This window comes from Thioalkalivibrio sp. ALD1 (genome assembly GCF_000381245.1).
Lineage (GTDB): Bacteria > Pseudomonadota > Gammaproteobacteria > Ectothiorhodospirales > Ectothiorhodospiraceae > Thioalkalivibrio.
In genome coordinates this window covers 241,839-258,379 of the sequence record NZ_KB906243.1, presented here as the reverse complement: position 1 = coordinate 258,379, position 16,541 = coordinate 241,839, and the positions used below count along the sequence as shown (strand labels likewise).

The window sequence follows — 16,541 nt, the reverse complement described above, 5'->3', positions numbered from 1 at the left end:
CCTGTTGGCCGGCTTTTTTACGTCTGGGGAAGCCAGACTCCGCCGCGGTCGTCCGTCAGGCGGATGCGACTTGATTCTGGCGTGTCTCGAGCAAGGGCGCGAGGAAGCGCCCCGTGTGGCTGCGCGGGGTGCCAGCCACTGTCTCGGGCGTGCCGGCGACGAGCAGCTCGCCGCCGCCACTGCCACCCTCCGGGCCGATGTCGATCAGCCAGTCGGCGGTCTTGATCACGTCGAGGTTGTGCTCGATCACGACGATCGTGTTGCCGTGGTCGCGGAGGCGGTGGAGCACTCGCAAGAGCTGGGCGATGTCCTCGAAATGCAGGCCGGTGGTCGGCTCATCGAGGATGTACAGGGTGCGGCCGGTATCCCGTTTGGACAGCTCCCGCGCCAGCTTGATGCGCTGGGCCTCGCCGCCAGACAGGGTGGTGGCGTTCTGGCCGAGCTGGATATAGGAGAGCCCGACCTCCATCAGCATCTCGAGCTTGCGATGGATCACGGGGACCGGCTGGAAGAACTCCAGGGCCTCCTCGACGGTCATCTCCAGCACCTCGTGGATGCTCTTGCCCTTGTAGCGGACTTCCAGGGTCTCGCGGTTGTAGCGCCTGCCCTTGCAGACGTCGCAGGGGACGAAGACATCCGGCAGGAAGTGCATCTCCACCTTGATCACGCCATCGCCCTGGCAGGCCTCGCAGCGGCCGCCGCGGACGTTGAACGAAAACCGGCCTGGCTTGTAGCCGCGCGAGCGGGCCTCGGCCGTGGCGGCGAACAGCTCGCGGATCGGGGTGAACAGCCCGGTGTAGGTCGCCGGGTTCGAGCGCGGCGTGCGGCCGATCGGGCTCTGGTCGATGTCGACGACCTTGTCGATCAACTCGAGCCCGTCGATGCGCTCGTGCGGTGCGATCGTGTGGCGACCGCCATGCAGGGCCACGGCGACGGCGGGGTAAAGCGTGTTGTTGACCAGCGTCGACTTGCCGGAGCCGGAGACGCCAGTTACGCAGGTCAGCAGGCCCGTGGGAAATGCGAAGTCGCCACCCTTCAGGTTGTTGCCGCGCGCCCCGATCACGCGGATCTCGCGTTCGGGGTCCGGCTCGATACGCTGATCCGGCACCGCAATCGCCCGCGTCCCGTTGAGATAGGCGCCGGTCAGGGAATCGGGGTTTCGGGCCACCTCGTCCGGTGTGCCGGCCGCCACGATCTGGCCGCCGTGGCGGCCGGCTCCCGGGCCGATGTCGATGACATGATCCGCCGCGCGAATCGCGTCCTCATCGTGCTCCACCACCATGACGGTGTTGCCGAGGTCGCGCAGGTGACACAGGGTGTTCAGGAGCCGCTCGTTGTCGCGCTGATGCAGGCCGATCGACGGTTCGTCGAGGATGTACATCACCCCCACCAGGGCCGACCCGATCTGGGAGGCTAGCCGAATCCGCTGTGCCTCGCCGCCCGAGAGGGTGTCGGCGGAGCGGTCCAGCGTCAGGTAGTCCAGCCCGACGTCGTTCAGGAATCCCAGGCGCGCGCCGATCTCGCGCACGATCTTCTCCGCGATCTGGGCGAAGCGTCCCGGCAGGCGCAGCTCGGCGAAGAAGGCCCGCGCGTCGGCCACGCTCATGTGCGTGACCTCGGGGAGCGTCAGGTCGCTGACGAACACATGACGCGCCGCGGAGTTCAGGCGCGTGCCGTGGCACTCGGGGCAGGCCTGTTCGGCCAGATAACGCCCCAGCTCCTCGCGAACGGCGGCGGAGTCGGTCTCGCGGTAGCGTCGTTCCAGGTTTGGGATCACCCCTTCGAACACGCGCTCGTCGGTACGCAGGCGGCCATTGGCGGCTGGGGTCGACAGCTTGACCTTCTCCTTGCCGGAGCCGTGCAGTACGACGGCCCGGACCTCGGCCGGCAGCTCCTGCCAGGGCGCCTCGACGTCAAAGCCGTAATGTCGGGCGAGGCTGTTCAGCAGGCTGAAATACCAGGCGTTGCGCCGGTCCCAGCCACGCACCGCGCCGCCGGCCAGGCTCAATTCGGGTTGCGAGACGACCCGCTCCGGGTCGAAGTACTGGCGCACGCCGAGCCCATCACAGGTGGGGCAGGCGCCAGCCGGGTTGTTGAACGAGAACAGCCGGGGCTCCAGCTCGCGCAGCGCATAGCCACAGACGGGGCAGGCATAGCGCGCGGAAAAAATCATTGGCTCGCGTTCGGGCTCGTCCATCCAGGTGACCAGTGCCAGCCCGTCGGCCAGTTCGGTCGCTGTCTCGAAGGACTCGGCCAGGCGCTGGCGCAGGTCCTCGCGGACTTTGAAACGGTCGATCACGATCTCGATGTTGTGCTTGCGCTTGGGATCGAGCGCGGGTACGGCGTCGAGCTCGTGGATCTCGCCGTTGATGCGGGCGCGCAGGTAGCCCTGGGCGCGCATGGACTCCAGCAGCTTGTGGTGCTCGCCCTTGCGTCCGCGCACGATCGGGGCCAGCAGCATCACCTTCTCGCCCTCGGGCAGATCGAGCACCTGATCCACCATCTGGGAGATGGTCTGGGCAGCCAGGGTCTCGCCGTGTTCGGGGCAGCGTGGCTCGCCGGCGCGCGCGAACAGCAGGCGCAGGTAGTCGTAGATCTCGGTGATGGTGCCGACCGTGGAACGCGGGTTGTGCGAGGTGCTCTTCTGCTCGATGGAGATCGCCGGCGACAGCCCCTCGATCTGGTCCACGTCCGGCTTTTCCATCATCGACAGGAACTGCCGGGCATAAGTGGAGAGGCTCTCCACGTAGCGCCGCTGCCCCTCGGCAAACAGGGTGTCGAAGGCCAGCGACGACTTGCCGGAGCCCGACACGCCCGTGATTACGATCAGCCGGTCGCGCGGCAGGTCGAGGTCGATGTTCTTCAGGTTGTGGGTGCGGGCCCCGCGGATGCTGATGCTGTCCATGGATCGGTATCGACTCCACCTGGTTATGCGAGCGGCGCCCGACAGACTGCCCTGGGGCGCAAACCGTTCATGGTAACACCGTGGCGAACGCCGCCATGGTTTCCGTGGCGTTGTTGCCGGTAAACTCGGCACGCATGACAGCCCGTCCTTCCCTGCGGATTTCACCGGCATGACGCCCCGCGAGCTGCGCGCAACCTCCGGGCTCGCGGCCATCTATGGTGTGCGCATGGCCGGTCTATTTATGGTCCTGCCGGTGTTCATGCTGCACCTGGACACGCTGGCGGGTGCCACGCCGTTCCTGATGGGGCTGGCACTGGGGATCTACGGGCTGACCCAGGCGCTGCTGCAGATCCCGTTCGGGCTGTTGTCCGACCGGCTGGGCCGCAAGCCGCTGATCCTCGGCGGGCTCGCGCTGTTCGTGCTCGGAAGCCTGGTCGCGGCCCTGGCGGAGACCGTGCACGGGGTGATCCTGGGCCGGGCGCTGCAGGGTGCCGGGGCGGTGGCCGCGGTGATCCTGGCGCTGACCGCGGATCTAGTGAGCGAGGAGCGGCGCATGCGTGCACTCGCGGTGATCGGACTGACCATCGGGCTGACCTTTACCGCCTCGATGGCGCTGGGGCCGGTGGTGGATCGCGCGGCCGGGTTGAGCGGGGTCTTCGGCCTGTCCGCGCTGCTTGGGGTGCTGGCGATCGTGATCCTGCTGTTCTGGGTGCCGAACCCGGAGCGCTCGCGGCAGCACCCGGACATGGTCCCCATCTGGTCCGCGTTGCCGCAGGTGCTGCGTGAACCGGAACTGCAGCGGCTGAACCTCGGCATCTTCGTGCTGCATCTGGTGCTGGCGGCCAATTTCCTCGTGATCCCGCTATTGCTGGTCGAATATCTGGGACTGGCCGGCGCCGAGCACTGGCGTTTTTACGTCCCCGTCCTGTTGGCGGGCTTTGCCCTGATGCTGCCGGGGATCATTCTGGGCGAGCGCCGCCAACGGGTGCATACGGTGATGCGCGGGGCGATCGCCCTGCTCGTGCTGGTCCAGCTCCTGCTGGCGTTGGTCCTCTTCAATGGCATGGGCATGTGGCTGTTTGTGGCCCTGATGGTGGCGTTTTTCGCCGCCTTCAATCTGCTGGAGGCGGGACTGCCGTCGCTGGTCGCGCGGGCGGCGCCGGTCGCGCACAAGGGGACGGCCATGGGCGGCTTCGCGACCGCGCAGTTCCTGGGGATCTTCGCCGGGGGGCTGGTTGGGGGTGGCGTGCTGACGCTGGCGGGGCCCGCCGGTGTCTTTCTGGCCTCCGTCCCCCTGCTGCTGATCTGGTTTGTGATCGCCTGGCGCATGCAGCCGCGCTACCGTTCCAACCGTGTGCTGGGGGTTCCTGCCCACTGGGCCGGTCGCGAGGCCGAGCTACGCTACGCGCTGGTGGGCTGGCCCGGCATCGTGGAGGTGGCGCTGTCCCCCGATGCACGCTCGCTGTACCTCAAGGTCGACTCCGGCGGGCCGGATACGGAGGCCCTGGTGGCCTGGCTGGCGCAGCCCCCTGACGGGGTGGCAGCGCGCGGGGGTTGAACAGTGCCATCAGTGTTTGAGGCAATACCGCAAACGGGCGCTGCCGGCCGGCGGGCGCCCTGCTACAATTAAGGAAACACTGACCAATGTACGCGCTCGCGCTCGAGTCGCTTTTGCGTGCGAACAAGGCGCGGCGACTGCCGTGCAGTCATTCTGCACAAGGGAGCCGCAACGCCGTGCGCGCGCCCGTTTGCGATAACAACGGGCGGCCGAGCCCCTTCGGGGTTGGCACCCCAGGTTCCCCGATCCTGCGTTGCGCCGCTTGCGGGTAGAACCACTACCCGCTGCCCGACGCGCCTTGTCTCGGAAAACCTGGGGTGCCAACGCGAGCGTGTACATTGATCAGTGTTTCCTTAACGGTTCGTTTCCCGCGCCCTGCAAAGGCGTCAGACACTAAGGAGTTCCCATGGCCCGTGGCGTCAACAAAGTCATCCTGCTCGGAAACCTCGGGGCCGACCCGGAAAAGCGCGAGACCCCCAATGGGGTTACCGTGACCAATCTGCGGCTGGCGACCTCGGAGCAGTGGACCGACAAGAACTCCGGCGAGAAGCGCGAAAACACCGAATGGCACCGCGTGGTGATGTTCGGGCGCCTGGCCGATATCGCCGCGCAGTACCTGTCCAAGGGCTCGCAGGTCTATATCGAAGGCAAGATTCAGACTCGCAAGTGGCAGGATCAGCAGGGCAACGACCGCTACTCCACCGAGATCGTGGCCAACGAGATGCAACTGCTGGGCGGCCGCGGAGGGGGCGGTGGCTTCGACCAGGATTCCGGCTACGGTGGTGGCAGCAGCTACGGTGGGGCCCAGGGCGGCCGCGCCAATGCGCCCGCCTCCAGCGGGGCATTCGATGACGACGACGTCCCGTTTTAATCTGATATTCGTAACTCGACACGCAGGCAGCCGCGAAGCAACGTCCGATGATCCGCAAGGTATACATCCAGACACATGGGTGTCAGATGAACGAGTACGACTCCGACCGCATGCTCGACGCCCTGCGCGAGTTGCATGGGACGGAGCGTACCGATGACCCCGAGCAGGCCGATGTCCTGCTCATGAATACCTGCTCCATCCGCGAAAAGGCGCAGGAGAAGGTCTTCTCGCTGCTGGGGCGCTGGCGCCAGATCAAGGAGCGCCGGCCGGAGGTGATCATCGGGGTCGGCGGCTGTGTCGCCAGCCAGGAGGGAGACGCTCTGCGCGAGCGGGCCCCGTACGTGGACCTGGTGTTCGGGCCGCAGACCCTGCACCGCCTGCCGGCGATGATCCAGTCGGTGCGCCGCGAGCGGGCGCCGGTGGTGGATATCTCCTTCCCCGAGATCGAAAAGTTCGACCGCCTGCCCGAGCCGAAGGCCGATGGCCCGACCGCGTTCGTGTCGGTGATGGAGGGCTGTTCCAAGTACTGCAGCTTCTGCGTGGTGCCCTATACCCGGGGTGACGAGATCAGCCGGCCGTTCGACGACGTGATCGCCGAGGTGGTGGCGCTGGCCGGGCAGGGCGTCAAGGAGATCAACCTGCTGGGGCAGAACGTGAATGCCTACCGCGGGCCGATGGAGGACGGTGATACCGCCGACCTCGCGCTGCTGATTCACTACGTCGCCGCGGTGGACGGTATCGAACGAATCCGCTTCACCACTTCGCATCCGGTGGAGTTCTCCGATTCGCTGATCCAGGCCTATGCCGACGAGCCCAAGCTGGTCAGCCACCTGCACCTGCCGGTACAGAGCGGTTCCGACCGCATCCTGGCGCAGATGAAGCGTGGCCACACGATTCTGGAATACAAGTCCAAGATCCGCCGGCTGCGCGAAGCGCGCCCGGACCTGGACCTGTCCTCCGACTTCATTGTCGGCTTCCCCGGCGAGACGGATGCCGACCACGCGGCGACCATGAAGCTGATCGAGGAGTTGCACTTCGACTTTTCCTTCAGCTTCATCTACAGCGCCCGCCCGGGTACGCCGGCGGCCTCGCTGCCGGACGACGTGCCGCTGGCCACCAAGAAGGCCCGCCTGGCCGAGCTGCAGGCCCTGATCGAACAGCATGGGCGCGAACGCAATCAGGCCATGGTCGGCAACATCGAGTCGGTCCTGATCGAGGGCCCGGCCAAGCGCAATCCGGGCGAGCTGGCCGGGCGCACGGCAAACAACCGCATCGTGAACTTTGCGGGCGATCCCAGCCTGATCGGACAGATGATCCCGGTCGAGATCACCGAGGCCCTGGCGCACTCCCTGCGCGGCCGCGCGGTGGAGCGGGCAATGCCCGCCGCCGTCGGCGCCTGATTGATGAGCAATCGTCTGGATTTCACCCTGGAGCCGGGGGACCAGGAAACGCTGACGCGTCTTTCCGGTCCGCTGGATTCCCATCTGCGACTGATCGAGTCGCGCCTGGGCGTGGCCGTGCACAACCGCGGGCCGCGTTTCAACCTGACCGGACCCAAGAATGCGGTGCGGGCCGCCGGCGCCCTGATCCACGATCTGCACCGCATGGCGCAGGAGGAGCCGGTCAGCCTGGAGCAGGTGCATACTGCGCTGCAGACTGCGCACATGGAGGGGTTGGCGGATGCCGAGCCAGCCGCCGCCGATCCCGCCCTGCGGCTTAAGCGTGCGGTGATCCGGGGCCGTGGTCCGCGCCAGAGCGGCTACCTGGCCTCGATCCAGGAGCACGACCTGAGCTTCGGGATCGGTCCCGCCGGGACCGGCAAGACTTTTCTCGCGGTAGCCGCTGCTGTCGCGGCGCTGGAACAGGATCGGGTGCAGCGCCTGGTGCTGGTGCGTCCGGCGGTGGAGGCGGGCGAGCGCCTGGGCTTCCTGCCCGGCGATCTCGCGCAGAAGATCGACCCCTACCTGCGCCCGATGTACGACGCGCTGTATGAACTGATGGGCTTCGACCAGACCGCGCGCCTGATGGAGCGCCAGGTGATCGAGGTCGCCCCGCTGGCCTACATGCGCGGGCGCACGCTGAACGAGGCATTCATCATCCTCGACGAGGCACAGAACACCACCGTCGAGCAGATGAAGATGTTCCTCACCCGCATCGGCTTTGGTTCCACGGCGGTCGTCAACGGCGATATCACCCAGGTGGATCTGCCGCGCGGCCAGCGCTCGGGCCTGAAACACGCGATGCAGATCCTGCAAGGCGTGGAGGGTGTGAGCATTACGCGGTTCCAGGCTGGTGATGTCGTGCGCCACCCGCTGGTGCAGCGCATCGTCGAGGCCTATGACGCCCGCGAGGGTGACGCAGCACAGGAGGGCGGATCCCGGGGCGATGACGACGCTTGAGGTCGTGGTCCAGTACGCCCTGCCGCGCCGGGGGCTCCCGTCCGCGGGCAGCCTGCACCGGGCCGCCCGCGCCGCATGGCGGGGGGGTGGCCGTGCCGGCGTGACCCTGCGCGTGGTGGATGCCGACGAGGGCCTGGAGCTGAACCGGGGCTTTCGCGAACGCGACTACGCCACCAACGTACTGTCCTTCCCCGCCCCCGATCTGCCCGCGATGGCGACGGGCGAGCCGCGTTATCTCGGCGATATCGTGCTCTGTGCACCGGTACTGGCGCGCGAGGCGGCCGAGCAGGGCAAGTCCCTGCGGGCCCATTACAGTCACATGGTGGTGCATGGCCTGCTGCATCTGCAGGGTATGGACCATCAGGATCCCGGCGAGGCCGAGGCGATGGAAACCGTTGAGCGCTCGATCCTGGCCGGGTTAGGCTATCCCGACCCCTATCAGACCGGCTCTCCGGCCCGTGACCCGAACGCGCCCGCCACCGGAACCGTCCCCGATGCCTGAACCCGTACCCGACGAGCAACCTGCCTGGCGGCGCTGGCTGGAGCGTGCGAAGACGCGCCTTTGGCCGCGCCGCGATCCTGTCACCCGCCGCGAACTGATCGAGACCCTGCGCGATGCGCATGGTCGCGAACTGGTCGACCCGGAGGCCCTGACCATGCTCGAGGGCGTGCTCAACGTGGCCGACATGCAGGTGCGCGACATCATGATCCCGCGGGCGCAGATGGAGGTGGTGCGCCGCGATGCCCGGCTGTCCGAGTTCCTGCCCGACGTGGTCGCCTCTGCCCACTCGCGCCTGCCGGTGGTCGGGGACCATCGCGACGAGGTGGTCGGCGTCCTGCTGGCCAAGGACCTGCTGCGCTTCTTCGGTGATCCGGAGGATGCGGCCTTCGACATGCAGGAGATTCTGCGCCCCGCGGTGTTCGTGCCGGAGAGCAAGCGCCTGAACGTGCTGCTGAAGGAATTCCGCCTGAGCCGCAACCATATGGCCATTGTTGTAGACGAATACGGTGGCGTGGCCGGGCTGGTGACCATCGAGGACGTGCTGGAGCAGATCGTCGGCGAGATCGAGGACGAGCACGATGTCGAGGACTACCTGACCCAGATCATGCAGCACCCCGGCGGGCGCTACACCATCAAGGCGTTGACGCCGATGGAGGAGTTCAACGCCTACTTCCAGACCGCCTATAGCGAGGACGACTTCGACACCATCGGCGGACTGGTACTGTCGCACTTTGGTCATGTGCCGCGCCGCGGCGAGCAGATCGTGATCGACGGCATGCGTTTTCGTGTGCTGCGTGCGGACAATCGCCGCCTGCATCTGCTGGAGATGCGTCTGCCGGAACCCGACCTGTCCCCGGCCACGGATGAACCCGGCCAGACCTTCGAAGGCCAGCCGGCCGACGGCGGCGAGCGCAAGGGAACCTGATGCAGCCACTGGCCGAGCGTCTGCCCGCCTGGGCCATCGTCGTGCTGGCCCTGGTCGCGGGCGCGGGGGCGACCCTCGCCTTTGCCCCGGTGGGCTGGTTTCTGGCCGCACCTCTGGCCCTGGCCGTCTGGTTCGGCCTGCTGATTGGCGCGCCGACGCGGCAGGCCGCGTTGACCGGCTATGCCTTCGGGCTCGGATTTTTCGGGACTGGTGTTACCTGGATCTTCAACAGCCTGCTGGTGTTCGGGCAGGCGCCCCTAGTGGTGGCCTCGTTCATCACCGTACTCTTCGTGCTGATCATGGCCCTTTATCCGGCCCTGCTCGCGGGGCTGGCTGCTCGTTTTCTGCCGTTGACGCGCCCGGCCGGGCTGCTGGCCCTGGCCGGGGGCGTTGTGCTGATGGAGCTCGCCCGGTCCTGGCTGTTCTCGGGCTTCCCGTGGCTGTTGTTCGGGCATACGGTGCTGGATACCCCGCTGCAGGGCTGGCTGCCACTGGCCGGGGAGCTGGGTGCCGGCCTGATGGTGGCGCTGCTCGCGGTGGCGGTGGTCAGCGTGTTCCTTGCGGGGCAGCGCTGGGTGGGGGCCGGGTTGGCCGTAGCGGTGGTGATCGCGTCGCTGGCACTGGGGCTCGTGCGCTGGGTGGAGCCCACCGGCGAGGAGATCCCGGTGGCGATGGTGCAGGGCAACGTCGACCAGGCCCGCAAGTGGGCCCCGGACGGCATCGAGTATTCGCTGGGTATCTACCGGGAGCTGACCCGCGAGGCCGTCGGGGACACCCTGATCGTCTGGCCGGAGACCGCGATCCCGGCGTTCTACACCGAGGTGCATGATCCCCTGGAAGGCATTGCGAGCGAGCTGGCCGAGGCCGGTGGCGAGCTGGTGGTCGGCATCTTCGACTACGAGGCCGAGGGGCGGGATGTCTTCAACTCGGTGGTGCACGTCGGCAGTGGCGCGGGCTACAATAAGCGCCAGCTGGTGCCTTTTGGCGAGTACATCCCGCTGCGCGACCGCCTGGCCTGGCTGGACCGGCTGCTGCAGATCCCGATGTCGGACCTCTCCCCGGGTACGGGCGATGGCCGCATGGAGATGGCCGGGACGACTGCCGGGGTCAGTATCTGCTACGAGTCCGCCTATGCCCGTCACATCCGCGCGGCACTGCCGGAGGCCGGATTCCTGGTCAACGTCTCCAACGACGCCTGGTTCGGCGACAGCCTGGCCCCGGCCCAGCACCTGCAGATCGCCCGGGTGCGGGCGGTGGAGACCGGGCGCCCGATGGTGCGCTCGACCAACACCGGCATCTCGGCGCTGATCGACGCCGATGGTCGCATCCTGGAACGCTCGGGTCTGTTTACCCGCGAGGTGGTCCGCGGAACGCTGGAGCCGCGCACCGGGCTGACCCCCGCCGCCGCGCTGGGCGAGGGCCCGGCTGTGCTGGCCGCGCTGGTCCTGTTGGTGCTGGGTGCGGCGGTGGGTCGCCGCCACACCCGGTCACAGTCGGTCTGACGACCCGTCCGTCTCCCTAGGCCTCTGTGGCCTCGGGGCCGCCCGGGCCACGGCGGAAGGTCGTGTTGTGGCAGTTGGAGCAGGGCGGGATGCGCGCGACCTTGGTCATGTGCAGTGCGTGGCCGCATTTCTTGCACAGCAATTCACCCGGGCCGGTGATCTCGCCTGTGTGCCATTCGCCCATGACCTGAGCGCGAGCGGTCAACTCGGTGATCTCGATCCGGGTCCTGTCGGCAATACGTTCCAGTGCATTGAGGATGCTGGCCTCGATTAACCCCAGGTCGATCCGCAGCCAGCCGCGCCAGTCCTCGCTGCGGCTGTCCAGATAGGCCCCCAGATCCTGCAGGTCGCGGCGCAGATAGTCCATGACCTCGTGGGCCTCCTCGCGCGTGAGGTCGCTGGCTTTCTGCACGCGGTCGCGTGCGTTCTCCAGTGTCTCGGTGATGGCCTTGCTGGTCTTGTCTTCCAGCTTGTCGAGATCCTCTGTGACCTCGTGCAGCATCCGATGATAGGCGCTGCTCAGTCGGTTCTCCCGTTCCTCGTCCCTGCGTTCTTCGCTCATCGATTCCTCCGTCGATTACAAGGGGAGGGACAGGCGTCCCTCCCCGTAGATTAGAGCCTTTTTACGGAGTTTCGACCAGATCCCGATAGCCATGCCACATCGCGAAGCCGAGCCACGGGAAGATCACGATCAGGGCCAGCAGCGCGGTGGCCACCGATACCGTAAACAGCGCGGTAATGATCAGGCCCCACAGGATCAGTGTGCCGCGGTTGTGGTTGAAGGCCTTCAGGCTCATGCCGATCGCGTCGATCAGCGTGGTCTGCGGGGCCTCCTCGCGGGCGCGGTGATCGATCATGGCCGGCAGCGTGACAAGACTCAGCGCGAACACGATGAGTCCGAAAACCACTGCGGCCACGATCACCCCGATCAGCGAGATGATCCCGGAGCCGGTGGTCAGCATCGTGCCTACCAGGTGGTGCAATTGCCCGGTCACACCGAGTTCGCCGATATTCAGCACGGCGATCCACATCCAGACAAAGCTCGCCCAGATGGTGAAGATCAGGGCCAGGAGCAGGGCGAACACCCATACTGACCCCCCCAGATGGGTGAGCCAGCCCAGGCCCGCGCCTGTGGAGTGCCCCTGCTCACGCTCCATTGCCAGATAGTTCACGCCAACCGCGAGCACCGGCCCCAGGAACAGCAAACCGGCCAGGAAGGAAAAGGCCATCCACGGCTGGTTCCACGACAGACCCATGACCACCAGGCCGACAAAGGCAATCACCAACCCGTGGATCAGCGCAACTGGCGTCTTCCAGAGGTCTCGCCAGCCCTTGCCCAGCCATGTCCCGAGGTGGTCAGGCTCGATGGTGCGGATCGAGGGGCCCTCGGTCTCGGGGGTGTGTTCGTCTGCGACTTCGCCCAGGTCTTCGGGGTAGGCGCGCTTTACAACGGGGATTTCGTCCTTTTCCTCACTCATGTCCTCGGCTCCTTCGGACTTTTCGTGGACTCACTTATTCCGTCCATGGAAATGCGGAGTGGTTCCTGTGGATTTTGGAAGGCGATTCCGAAAACCGGGGTGGTGGGGCGGGCGTCGCGCGCGCCCTCCTTGCTTGGAGGGGGTCGGGGTGGCTGGTATTCTGCGCAGTTCTTTGTTTCCCGCGATAAAGGCACAGGTGAGGCGCATGCAGGAGCAGTATTCCCCGGAGGTGATCGAGGCGCAGGTACAGCGCCAGTGGGAGGAGGCCGACTGCTTCCGCGCGCGCGAGGACGCCCCCGGCGAGCCGTTCTACTGCCTGTCCATGTTCCCTTACCCCTCGGGCAAGCTGCACATGGGGCATGTGCGCAACTACACGATCGGCGACGTGATCGCCCGCTTCCAGCGCATGCAGGGCCGGAGCGTACTGCAGCCGATGGGCTGGGATGCCTTCGGCCTGCCGGCGGAGAACGCGGCGATGCAGAACCACGTCCCGCCGGCCGCATGGACGCGCCAGAACATCGAGCAGATGCGCACCCAGCTCAAGCGTCTGGGATTCGCCTACGACTGGTCACGCGAGTTCGCGACCTGCGATGCCGACTACTACCGCTGGGAACAGTGGCTGTTCGTGCGCCTGCTGAAGAAGGGCCTGGTCTACCGTAAAAAGGCGACCGTGAACTGGGACCCGGTGGACCAGACCGTGCTCGCCAACGAGCAGGTGATCGAGGGCCGCGGCTGGCGCTCCGGCGCGCTGGTCGAGCGCCGCGAGATGCCGCAGTGGTTCCTGCGCATCACTGACTACGCCGACGAGCTGCTGGAGGCCCTGGACGGGCTGGACGGCTGGCCGGACCAGGTGCGCACCATGCAGCGCAACTGGATTGGCCGTTCCGAGGGCGTGGAGCTCGAATTCGCGGTGGACGGCGGCGAGCCGCTGACCGTCTACACCACGCGCCCGGACACCCTGTTCGGCGTCTCTTACATGGCGCTCGCGCCGGAGCACCCGCGGGTGCAGGCGCTGGCGGAGAACGATGCCGAACTGGCCGCGTTCGTAGCCGACTGCGCGCAGGGCGGAGTGGCCGAGGCCGATCTGGCGACCATGGAGAAGAAGGGCCGGTCGCTGGGCTTTACCGCCCGCCACCCGTTAACCGGAGCGGAGGTCCCGGTCTGGGTCGCCAACTTCGTGCTGATGGAATACGGCACCGGCGCGGTGATGGCGGTGCCGGCACACGACGAACGCGACCACGAGTTCGCGACGCAATACGGTCTGCCGATCCGGCAGGTGATCGCCCCGGCCGACGGCGCCGAGTGCGATGTGCAGGCCGCGGCCTTCACCGATCCCGGCGTGCTGGTGAACTCCGGCGACTTCGACGGGCAGGCATCCGAGGCGGCCAAGGCCGCGATCGCCGAGCACCTGGAACGGGCCGGGCTTGGCCGGCGCCGTCGCAACTACCGCCTGCGCGACTGGGGCATCTCGCGCCAGCGCTACTGGGGCTGCCCGATCCCGGTGATCCACTGCGAGGCCTGCGGGGCAGTGCCGGTGCCGGAAGCCGATCTGCCGGTGCGCCTGCCGGAGGACGTGATCCCGGACGGCGCTGGCTCGCCCCTGGCGCGCATGCCGGAGTTCTTCGAGGCGACCTGCCCGGAATGCGGCAAGTCGGCGCGGCGCGAGACCGACACCTTCGACACCTTCTTCGAATCCAGCTGGTACTTCGCCCGCTATGCCTGCGCGGACAATGACAGTGCGATGCTGGACCCGCGCGCCGATCACTGGTTGCCGGTGGACCAGTACGTCGGCGGTATCGAGCATGCGGTGCTGCATCTGCTGTATGCGCGCTTCTTCCACAAGCTGCTGCGTGACGAGGGCCTGGTGGCCTCCGACGAGCCGTTCACCCGGCTGCTGACCCAGGGCATGGTGATCGCGCCGACCTTCTACCGCGAACGCGGTGACGGCGGGAAGGACTGGATCAACCCGGCCGATGTCGAGCTGGAACGCGCGGAGGACGGCTCGGTGAAGGCCGCGCGCCATCGCGAGGACGGCCAGCCGGTCGTCGTGGGCGGTATGGAGAAGATGTCCAAGTCGAAGAACAACGGCGTGGACCCGCAGGCCCTGATCGAGCGCTTCGGCGCCGACACCGCGCGGCTCTTCACCATGTTCGCCGCGCCGCCGGACCTGTCGCTGGAGTGGTCCGACTCCGGCGTCGAGGGCGCGCAGCGCTTCATCAAGCGCCTGTGGCGGGCGGTGCACGAGCACGTGAACGGCGATGCCCCGGGGACGCTTAACGTGGACGCGCTGGACGACGCCGGGCGCGAACTGCGGCGCAAGCTGCACGACACCATCGCCAAGGTCACCGACGACATCGGCCGGCGCCAGACCTTCAACACGGCCGTGGCCGCGAACATGGAGCTGCTGAACGACCTCGGCAAATTCCCGAAGGATGCGCCCCTGGCTGCAGTCGTGCGCCAGGAGGCCCTGGAGGGCATCGTGCGCATGCTGGCCCCGATCATCCCGCACGTGACCGAGACCCTGTGGCGCGCGCTGGGCCATGACGGGCTGGTCGCGACCACCGCTTGGCCGACGGTCGACGAGGCCGCGCGCCAGGCCGCGCAGGAGACCCTGGGGGTGCAGGTGAATGGCAAGCGCCGCGCCGAGATCGCGGTCCCCGCCGGTGCCGACCGCGACGCGATCGAGGCCACCGCGCGGGGTGACGAGAACGTGCAGCGGCACATCGAGGGGCAGAATGTGGTGAAGGTGATCGTGGTGCCCGGCCGCTTGGTGAACTTCGTGGTGAAGCCGCAATGAGCGCGGTGCTGCGCGCGGTGCTGGTCGTATGGCTGGCGGTTGCCGTGGCCGCCTGCGGCTTCCAGCTGCGCGGCAGCATGGACTGGCCGGAGGCCCTGGCCCCGGTGCAGATCACCGGTGTAAATCCGCGGGACTCCCTGTACCGCGAGCTGGCGGTGGCCTTCGGCTCGGCCGGGGTCGAGGTTGTCGATCAGCGCCCCGAGGGGCAGGGGGCCACCCTGGACGTGCGCTCCGTGCGCGACCGCCGGCGCACGCTGTCGGTGACCGACGCGGCACGGGTCGCGGAGTACGAGCTGATCCGGTCGGTGGAGGTGCGCCTGCGCCCGGTGGGCGGTGAGGCTGTGGATCTGGGCACGTTGCACGCAAGCCGGATCTACCTGTTCGACGGCTCGGCGGTGCTCAGCCGTTCTGAGCGTGAGGAGACCCTGCGCGAGGCGATGAACCGCGACATCGTCAGCCAGTTGCAACGCCGCATCGAGGCGGTGATCGGCCCCGACGGCCAGTTGCGCAAGGACGTAGAGTTCGAAGACGACGAGCCGATAACCGGAGAGGCCACCGACTGATGGCCCAGGATCTCGCCCGCCTGGAACAGGATCTGGCGCGCGGCGTGGCGCCGATCTACCTGCTGCTGGCCGAGGAGCCACTGCAGGCGATCGAGGCGGCCGATGCGATCCGCGCGGCGGCCCGCGATCAGGGCTATCTGGAACGGACCGTGCTGGACATGACCGCGCAGTCCGACTGGGGGCCGTTCGAGTCCGCGATCCGTGACCGGTCCCTGTTCGCCGAGCGCAGCGTGCTGGACCTGCGCCTGGCCACCGGGAAGCCGGGCAAGGTAGGTGGTGATCACCTGAAGGCCTATGCGGCCGATCCCCAGGACGACCTCGTACTGCTGTTGCAGCTCCCGCGGCCGGATCGGGACATGCGCCGGGCGGCCTGGTTCAAGGCGCTGGAGAACCGTGCGGTGGTGCTCCACGCGCGCCCGATCCCGCCATCCCAGCTGGGTCCGTGGGTCCGCGCCCGTCTCCAGCGCCACGGCCTGACGATCACGGAGCCGGCGCTGGCGCTGCTGGTCTCGCGTATCGAGGGCAATCTGCTGGCCGCGCGCCAGGAGATCGAGAAGCTGGCGCTGGCGGGCGTGACCGAGATCGACGAGGCCGTGCTGGCGGAGGCCACCACCGACGCCGCGCGCTTCGAGCTGTTTGCACTGGCCCCGACGGCACTGCGCGGCGATGCCCGCCATGCCCTACGCATGCTGGAGGGGCTGCTGGACGAGGGGCAGCCGGAGCCCCTGATCCTCTGGGCGCTGGCGCGCGAATGCCGCCTGCTGGTGCAGGCGATGGAGCGCAAGGCGGCCGGGGCGCCGGATCGCGAGGCCTTCCAGGGCAGCTTCGGGGACGGTCAGAAGGCCCTGCGCCAGGCGATGTCGCGGCTGAGCCTGCCGGCGGCGCGCGGGTTGCTGGGCGAGGCCGCGCGTGCGGATCGGGTCATCAAGGGTCAGGAAAACGGCAACGCACGACAGGGGTTGCTAGACTTGGTAGCCCGAATGGCGGGACGCCGGTTGTCCCGGCCATTGCCCGCATTGAACACCGAACGAGTCTGACTGC

Annotated in this window: 13 protein-coding genes; 10 read left to right on the top strand and 3 right to left on the bottom strand. The window is 67.6% G+C overall.

The features are described 5' to 3' along the window. Nucleotides 1–55: 55 nt before the first annotated feature. A complete protein-coding gene (uvrA, locus tag F623_RS0108575) occupies nt 56–2,905 on the bottom strand; it encodes an excinuclease ABC subunit UvrA (RefSeq protein ID WP_018868373.1) in 2,850 nt (949 codons plus the stop codon). A gap of 169 nt (nt 2,906–3,074) precedes the next feature. On the opposite strand from uvrA, the gene F623_RS0108570 reads away from it, so the two are divergent. The 7 genes from F623_RS0108570 to lnt all read left to right on the top strand — a co-directional run bounded on the left by F623_RS0108570 (nt 3,075) and on the right by lnt (nt 10,662). Further along, nucleotides 3,075–4,463 (top strand): MFS transporter, encoded by a 1,389-nt coding sequence (locus F623_RS0108570; RefSeq protein WP_018868374.1) that lies wholly within the window; start codon nt 3,075–3,077, stop codon nt 4,461–4,463. A 406-nt stretch (nt 4,464–4,869) separates the two neighbouring features. Beyond that, nucleotides 4,870–5,334: a single-stranded DNA-binding protein gene (gene ssb, locus F623_RS0108565; protein ID WP_018868375.1), complete on the top strand. Its 465-nt coding sequence runs from the start codon at nt 4,870–4,872 to the stop codon at nt 5,332–5,334. 47 nt (nt 5,335–5,381) lie between these two features. Continuing rightward, a complete protein-coding gene (gene miaB / locus F623_RS0108560) occupies nt 5,382–6,734 on the top strand; it encodes a tRNA (N6-isopentenyl adenosine(37)-C2)-methylthiotransferase MiaB (protein ID WP_018868376.1) in 1,353 nt (450 codons plus the stop codon). A 3-nt stretch (nt 6,735–6,737) separates the two neighbouring features. Continuing rightward, nucleotides 6,738–7,733, top strand: a complete 996-nt coding sequence (locus F623_RS0108555; protein ID WP_018868377.1) for a PhoH family protein — start codon at nt 6,738–6,740, stop codon at nt 7,731–7,733. Further along, nucleotides 7,720–8,235, top strand: coding sequence for an rRNA maturation RNase YbeY (gene ybeY, locus F623_RS0108550; protein ID WP_018868378.1), 516 nt, complete (start codon nt 7,720–7,722; stop codon nt 8,233–8,235). Before F623_RS0108555 ends, ybeY begins: the two co-directional genes overlap by 14 nt. Beyond that, a complete protein-coding gene (locus F623_RS0108545; protein ID WP_018868379.1) occupies nt 8,228–9,160 on the top strand; it encodes an HlyC/CorC family transporter in 933 nt (310 codons plus the stop codon). Before ybeY ends, F623_RS0108545 begins: the two co-directional genes overlap by 8 nt. Beyond that, the gene (lnt, locus tag F623_RS0108540; protein WP_018862102.1) at nt 9,160–10,662 is read left to right on the top strand and encodes an apolipoprotein N-acyltransferase; all 1,503 of its coding nucleotides are present in this window, start codon (nt 9,160–9,162) and stop codon (nt 10,660–10,662) included. Before F623_RS0108545 ends, lnt begins: the two co-directional genes overlap by 1 nt. A 16-nt stretch (nt 10,663–10,678) precedes the next feature. Here the strand turns inward: lnt and F623_RS0108535 are convergent, their stop codons facing one another. Both F623_RS0108535 and F623_RS0108530 read right to left on the bottom strand, forming a co-directional pair. Beyond that, the gene (locus tag F623_RS0108535; RefSeq protein ID WP_018862101.1) at nt 10,679–11,224 is read right to left on the bottom strand and encodes a zinc ribbon-containing protein; all 546 of its coding nucleotides are present in this window, start codon (nt 11,222–11,224) and stop codon (nt 10,679–10,681) included. 61 nt (nt 11,225–11,285) lie between these two features. Beyond that, complete coding sequence (locus F623_RS0108530; RefSeq protein ID WP_018862100.1) at nt 11,286–12,140, bottom strand: DUF2189 domain-containing protein; 855 nt, start codon at nt 12,138–12,140, stop codon at nt 11,286–11,288. 205 nt (nt 12,141–12,345) lie between these two features. Between F623_RS0108530 and leuS the strand changes: the two genes are divergently transcribed. The 3 genes from leuS to holA are packed head-to-tail and all read left to right on the top strand — an operon-like array spanning nt 12,346 to nt 16,537. Continuing rightward, nucleotides 12,346–14,937, top strand: coding sequence for a leucine--tRNA ligase (leuS, locus tag F623_RS0108525; protein WP_018868380.1), 2,592 nt, complete (start codon nt 12,346–12,348; stop codon nt 14,935–14,937). Continuing rightward, nucleotides 14,934–15,500: an LPS assembly lipoprotein LptE gene (lptE, locus tag F623_RS0108520; RefSeq protein ID WP_018862098.1), complete on the top strand. Its 567-nt coding sequence runs from the start codon at nt 14,934–14,936 to the stop codon at nt 15,498–15,500. The genes leuS and lptE overlap by 4 nt, the downstream gene beginning before the upstream one ends. Then, nucleotides 15,500–16,537: a DNA polymerase III subunit delta gene (gene holA, locus F623_RS0108515; RefSeq protein WP_018868381.1), complete on the top strand. Its 1,038-nt coding sequence runs from the start codon at nt 15,500–15,502 to the stop codon at nt 16,535–16,537. The genes lptE and holA overlap by 1 nt, the downstream gene beginning before the upstream one ends. Nucleotides 16,538–16,541 lie beyond the last annotated feature (4 nt).

What these genes read in the sequence shown, in the direction of transcription:
- uvrA (WP_018868373.1), bottom strand. Translation starts at nt 2,905, where the DNA reads ATGGACAGCATCAGCATCCGCGGGGCCCGCACCCACAACCTGAAGAAC.
- F623_RS0108570 (WP_018868374.1), top strand. Translation starts at nt 3,075, where the DNA reads ATGACGCCCCGCGAGCTGCGCGCAACCTCCGGGCTCGCGGCCATCTAT.
- ssb (WP_018868375.1), top strand. Translation starts at nt 4,870, where the DNA reads ATGGCCCGTGGCGTCAACAAAGTCATCCTGCTCGGAAACCTCGGGGCC.
- miaB (WP_018868376.1), top strand. Translation starts at nt 5,382, where the DNA reads ATGATCCGCAAGGTATACATCCAGACACATGGGTGTCAGATGAACGAG.
- F623_RS0108555 (WP_018868377.1), top strand. Translation starts at nt 6,738, where the DNA reads ATGAGCAATCGTCTGGATTTCACCCTGGAGCCGGGGGACCAGGAAACG.
- ybeY (WP_018868378.1), top strand. Translation starts at nt 7,720, where the DNA reads ATGACGACGCTTGAGGTCGTGGTCCAGTACGCCCTGCCGCGCCGGGGG.
- F623_RS0108545 (WP_018868379.1), top strand. Translation starts at nt 8,228, where the DNA reads ATGCCTGAACCCGTACCCGACGAGCAACCTGCCTGGCGGCGCTGGCTG.
- lnt (WP_018862102.1), top strand. Translation starts at nt 9,160, where the DNA reads ATGCAGCCACTGGCCGAGCGTCTGCCCGCCTGGGCCATCGTCGTGCTG.
- F623_RS0108535 (WP_018862101.1), bottom strand. Translation starts at nt 11,224, where the DNA reads ATGAGCGAAGAACGCAGGGACGAGGAACGGGAGAACCGACTGAGCAGC.
- F623_RS0108530 (WP_018862100.1), bottom strand. Translation starts at nt 12,140, where the DNA reads ATGAGTGAGGAAAAGGACGAAATCCCCGTTGTAAAGCGCGCCTACCCC.
- leuS (WP_018868380.1), top strand. Translation starts at nt 12,346, where the DNA reads ATGCAGGAGCAGTATTCCCCGGAGGTGATCGAGGCGCAGGTACAGCGC.
- lptE (WP_018862098.1), top strand. Translation starts at nt 14,934, where the DNA reads ATGAGCGCGGTGCTGCGCGCGGTGCTGGTCGTATGGCTGGCGGTTGCC.
- holA (WP_018868381.1), top strand. Translation starts at nt 15,500, where the DNA reads ATGGCCCAGGATCTCGCCCGCCTGGAACAGGATCTGGCGCGCGGCGTG.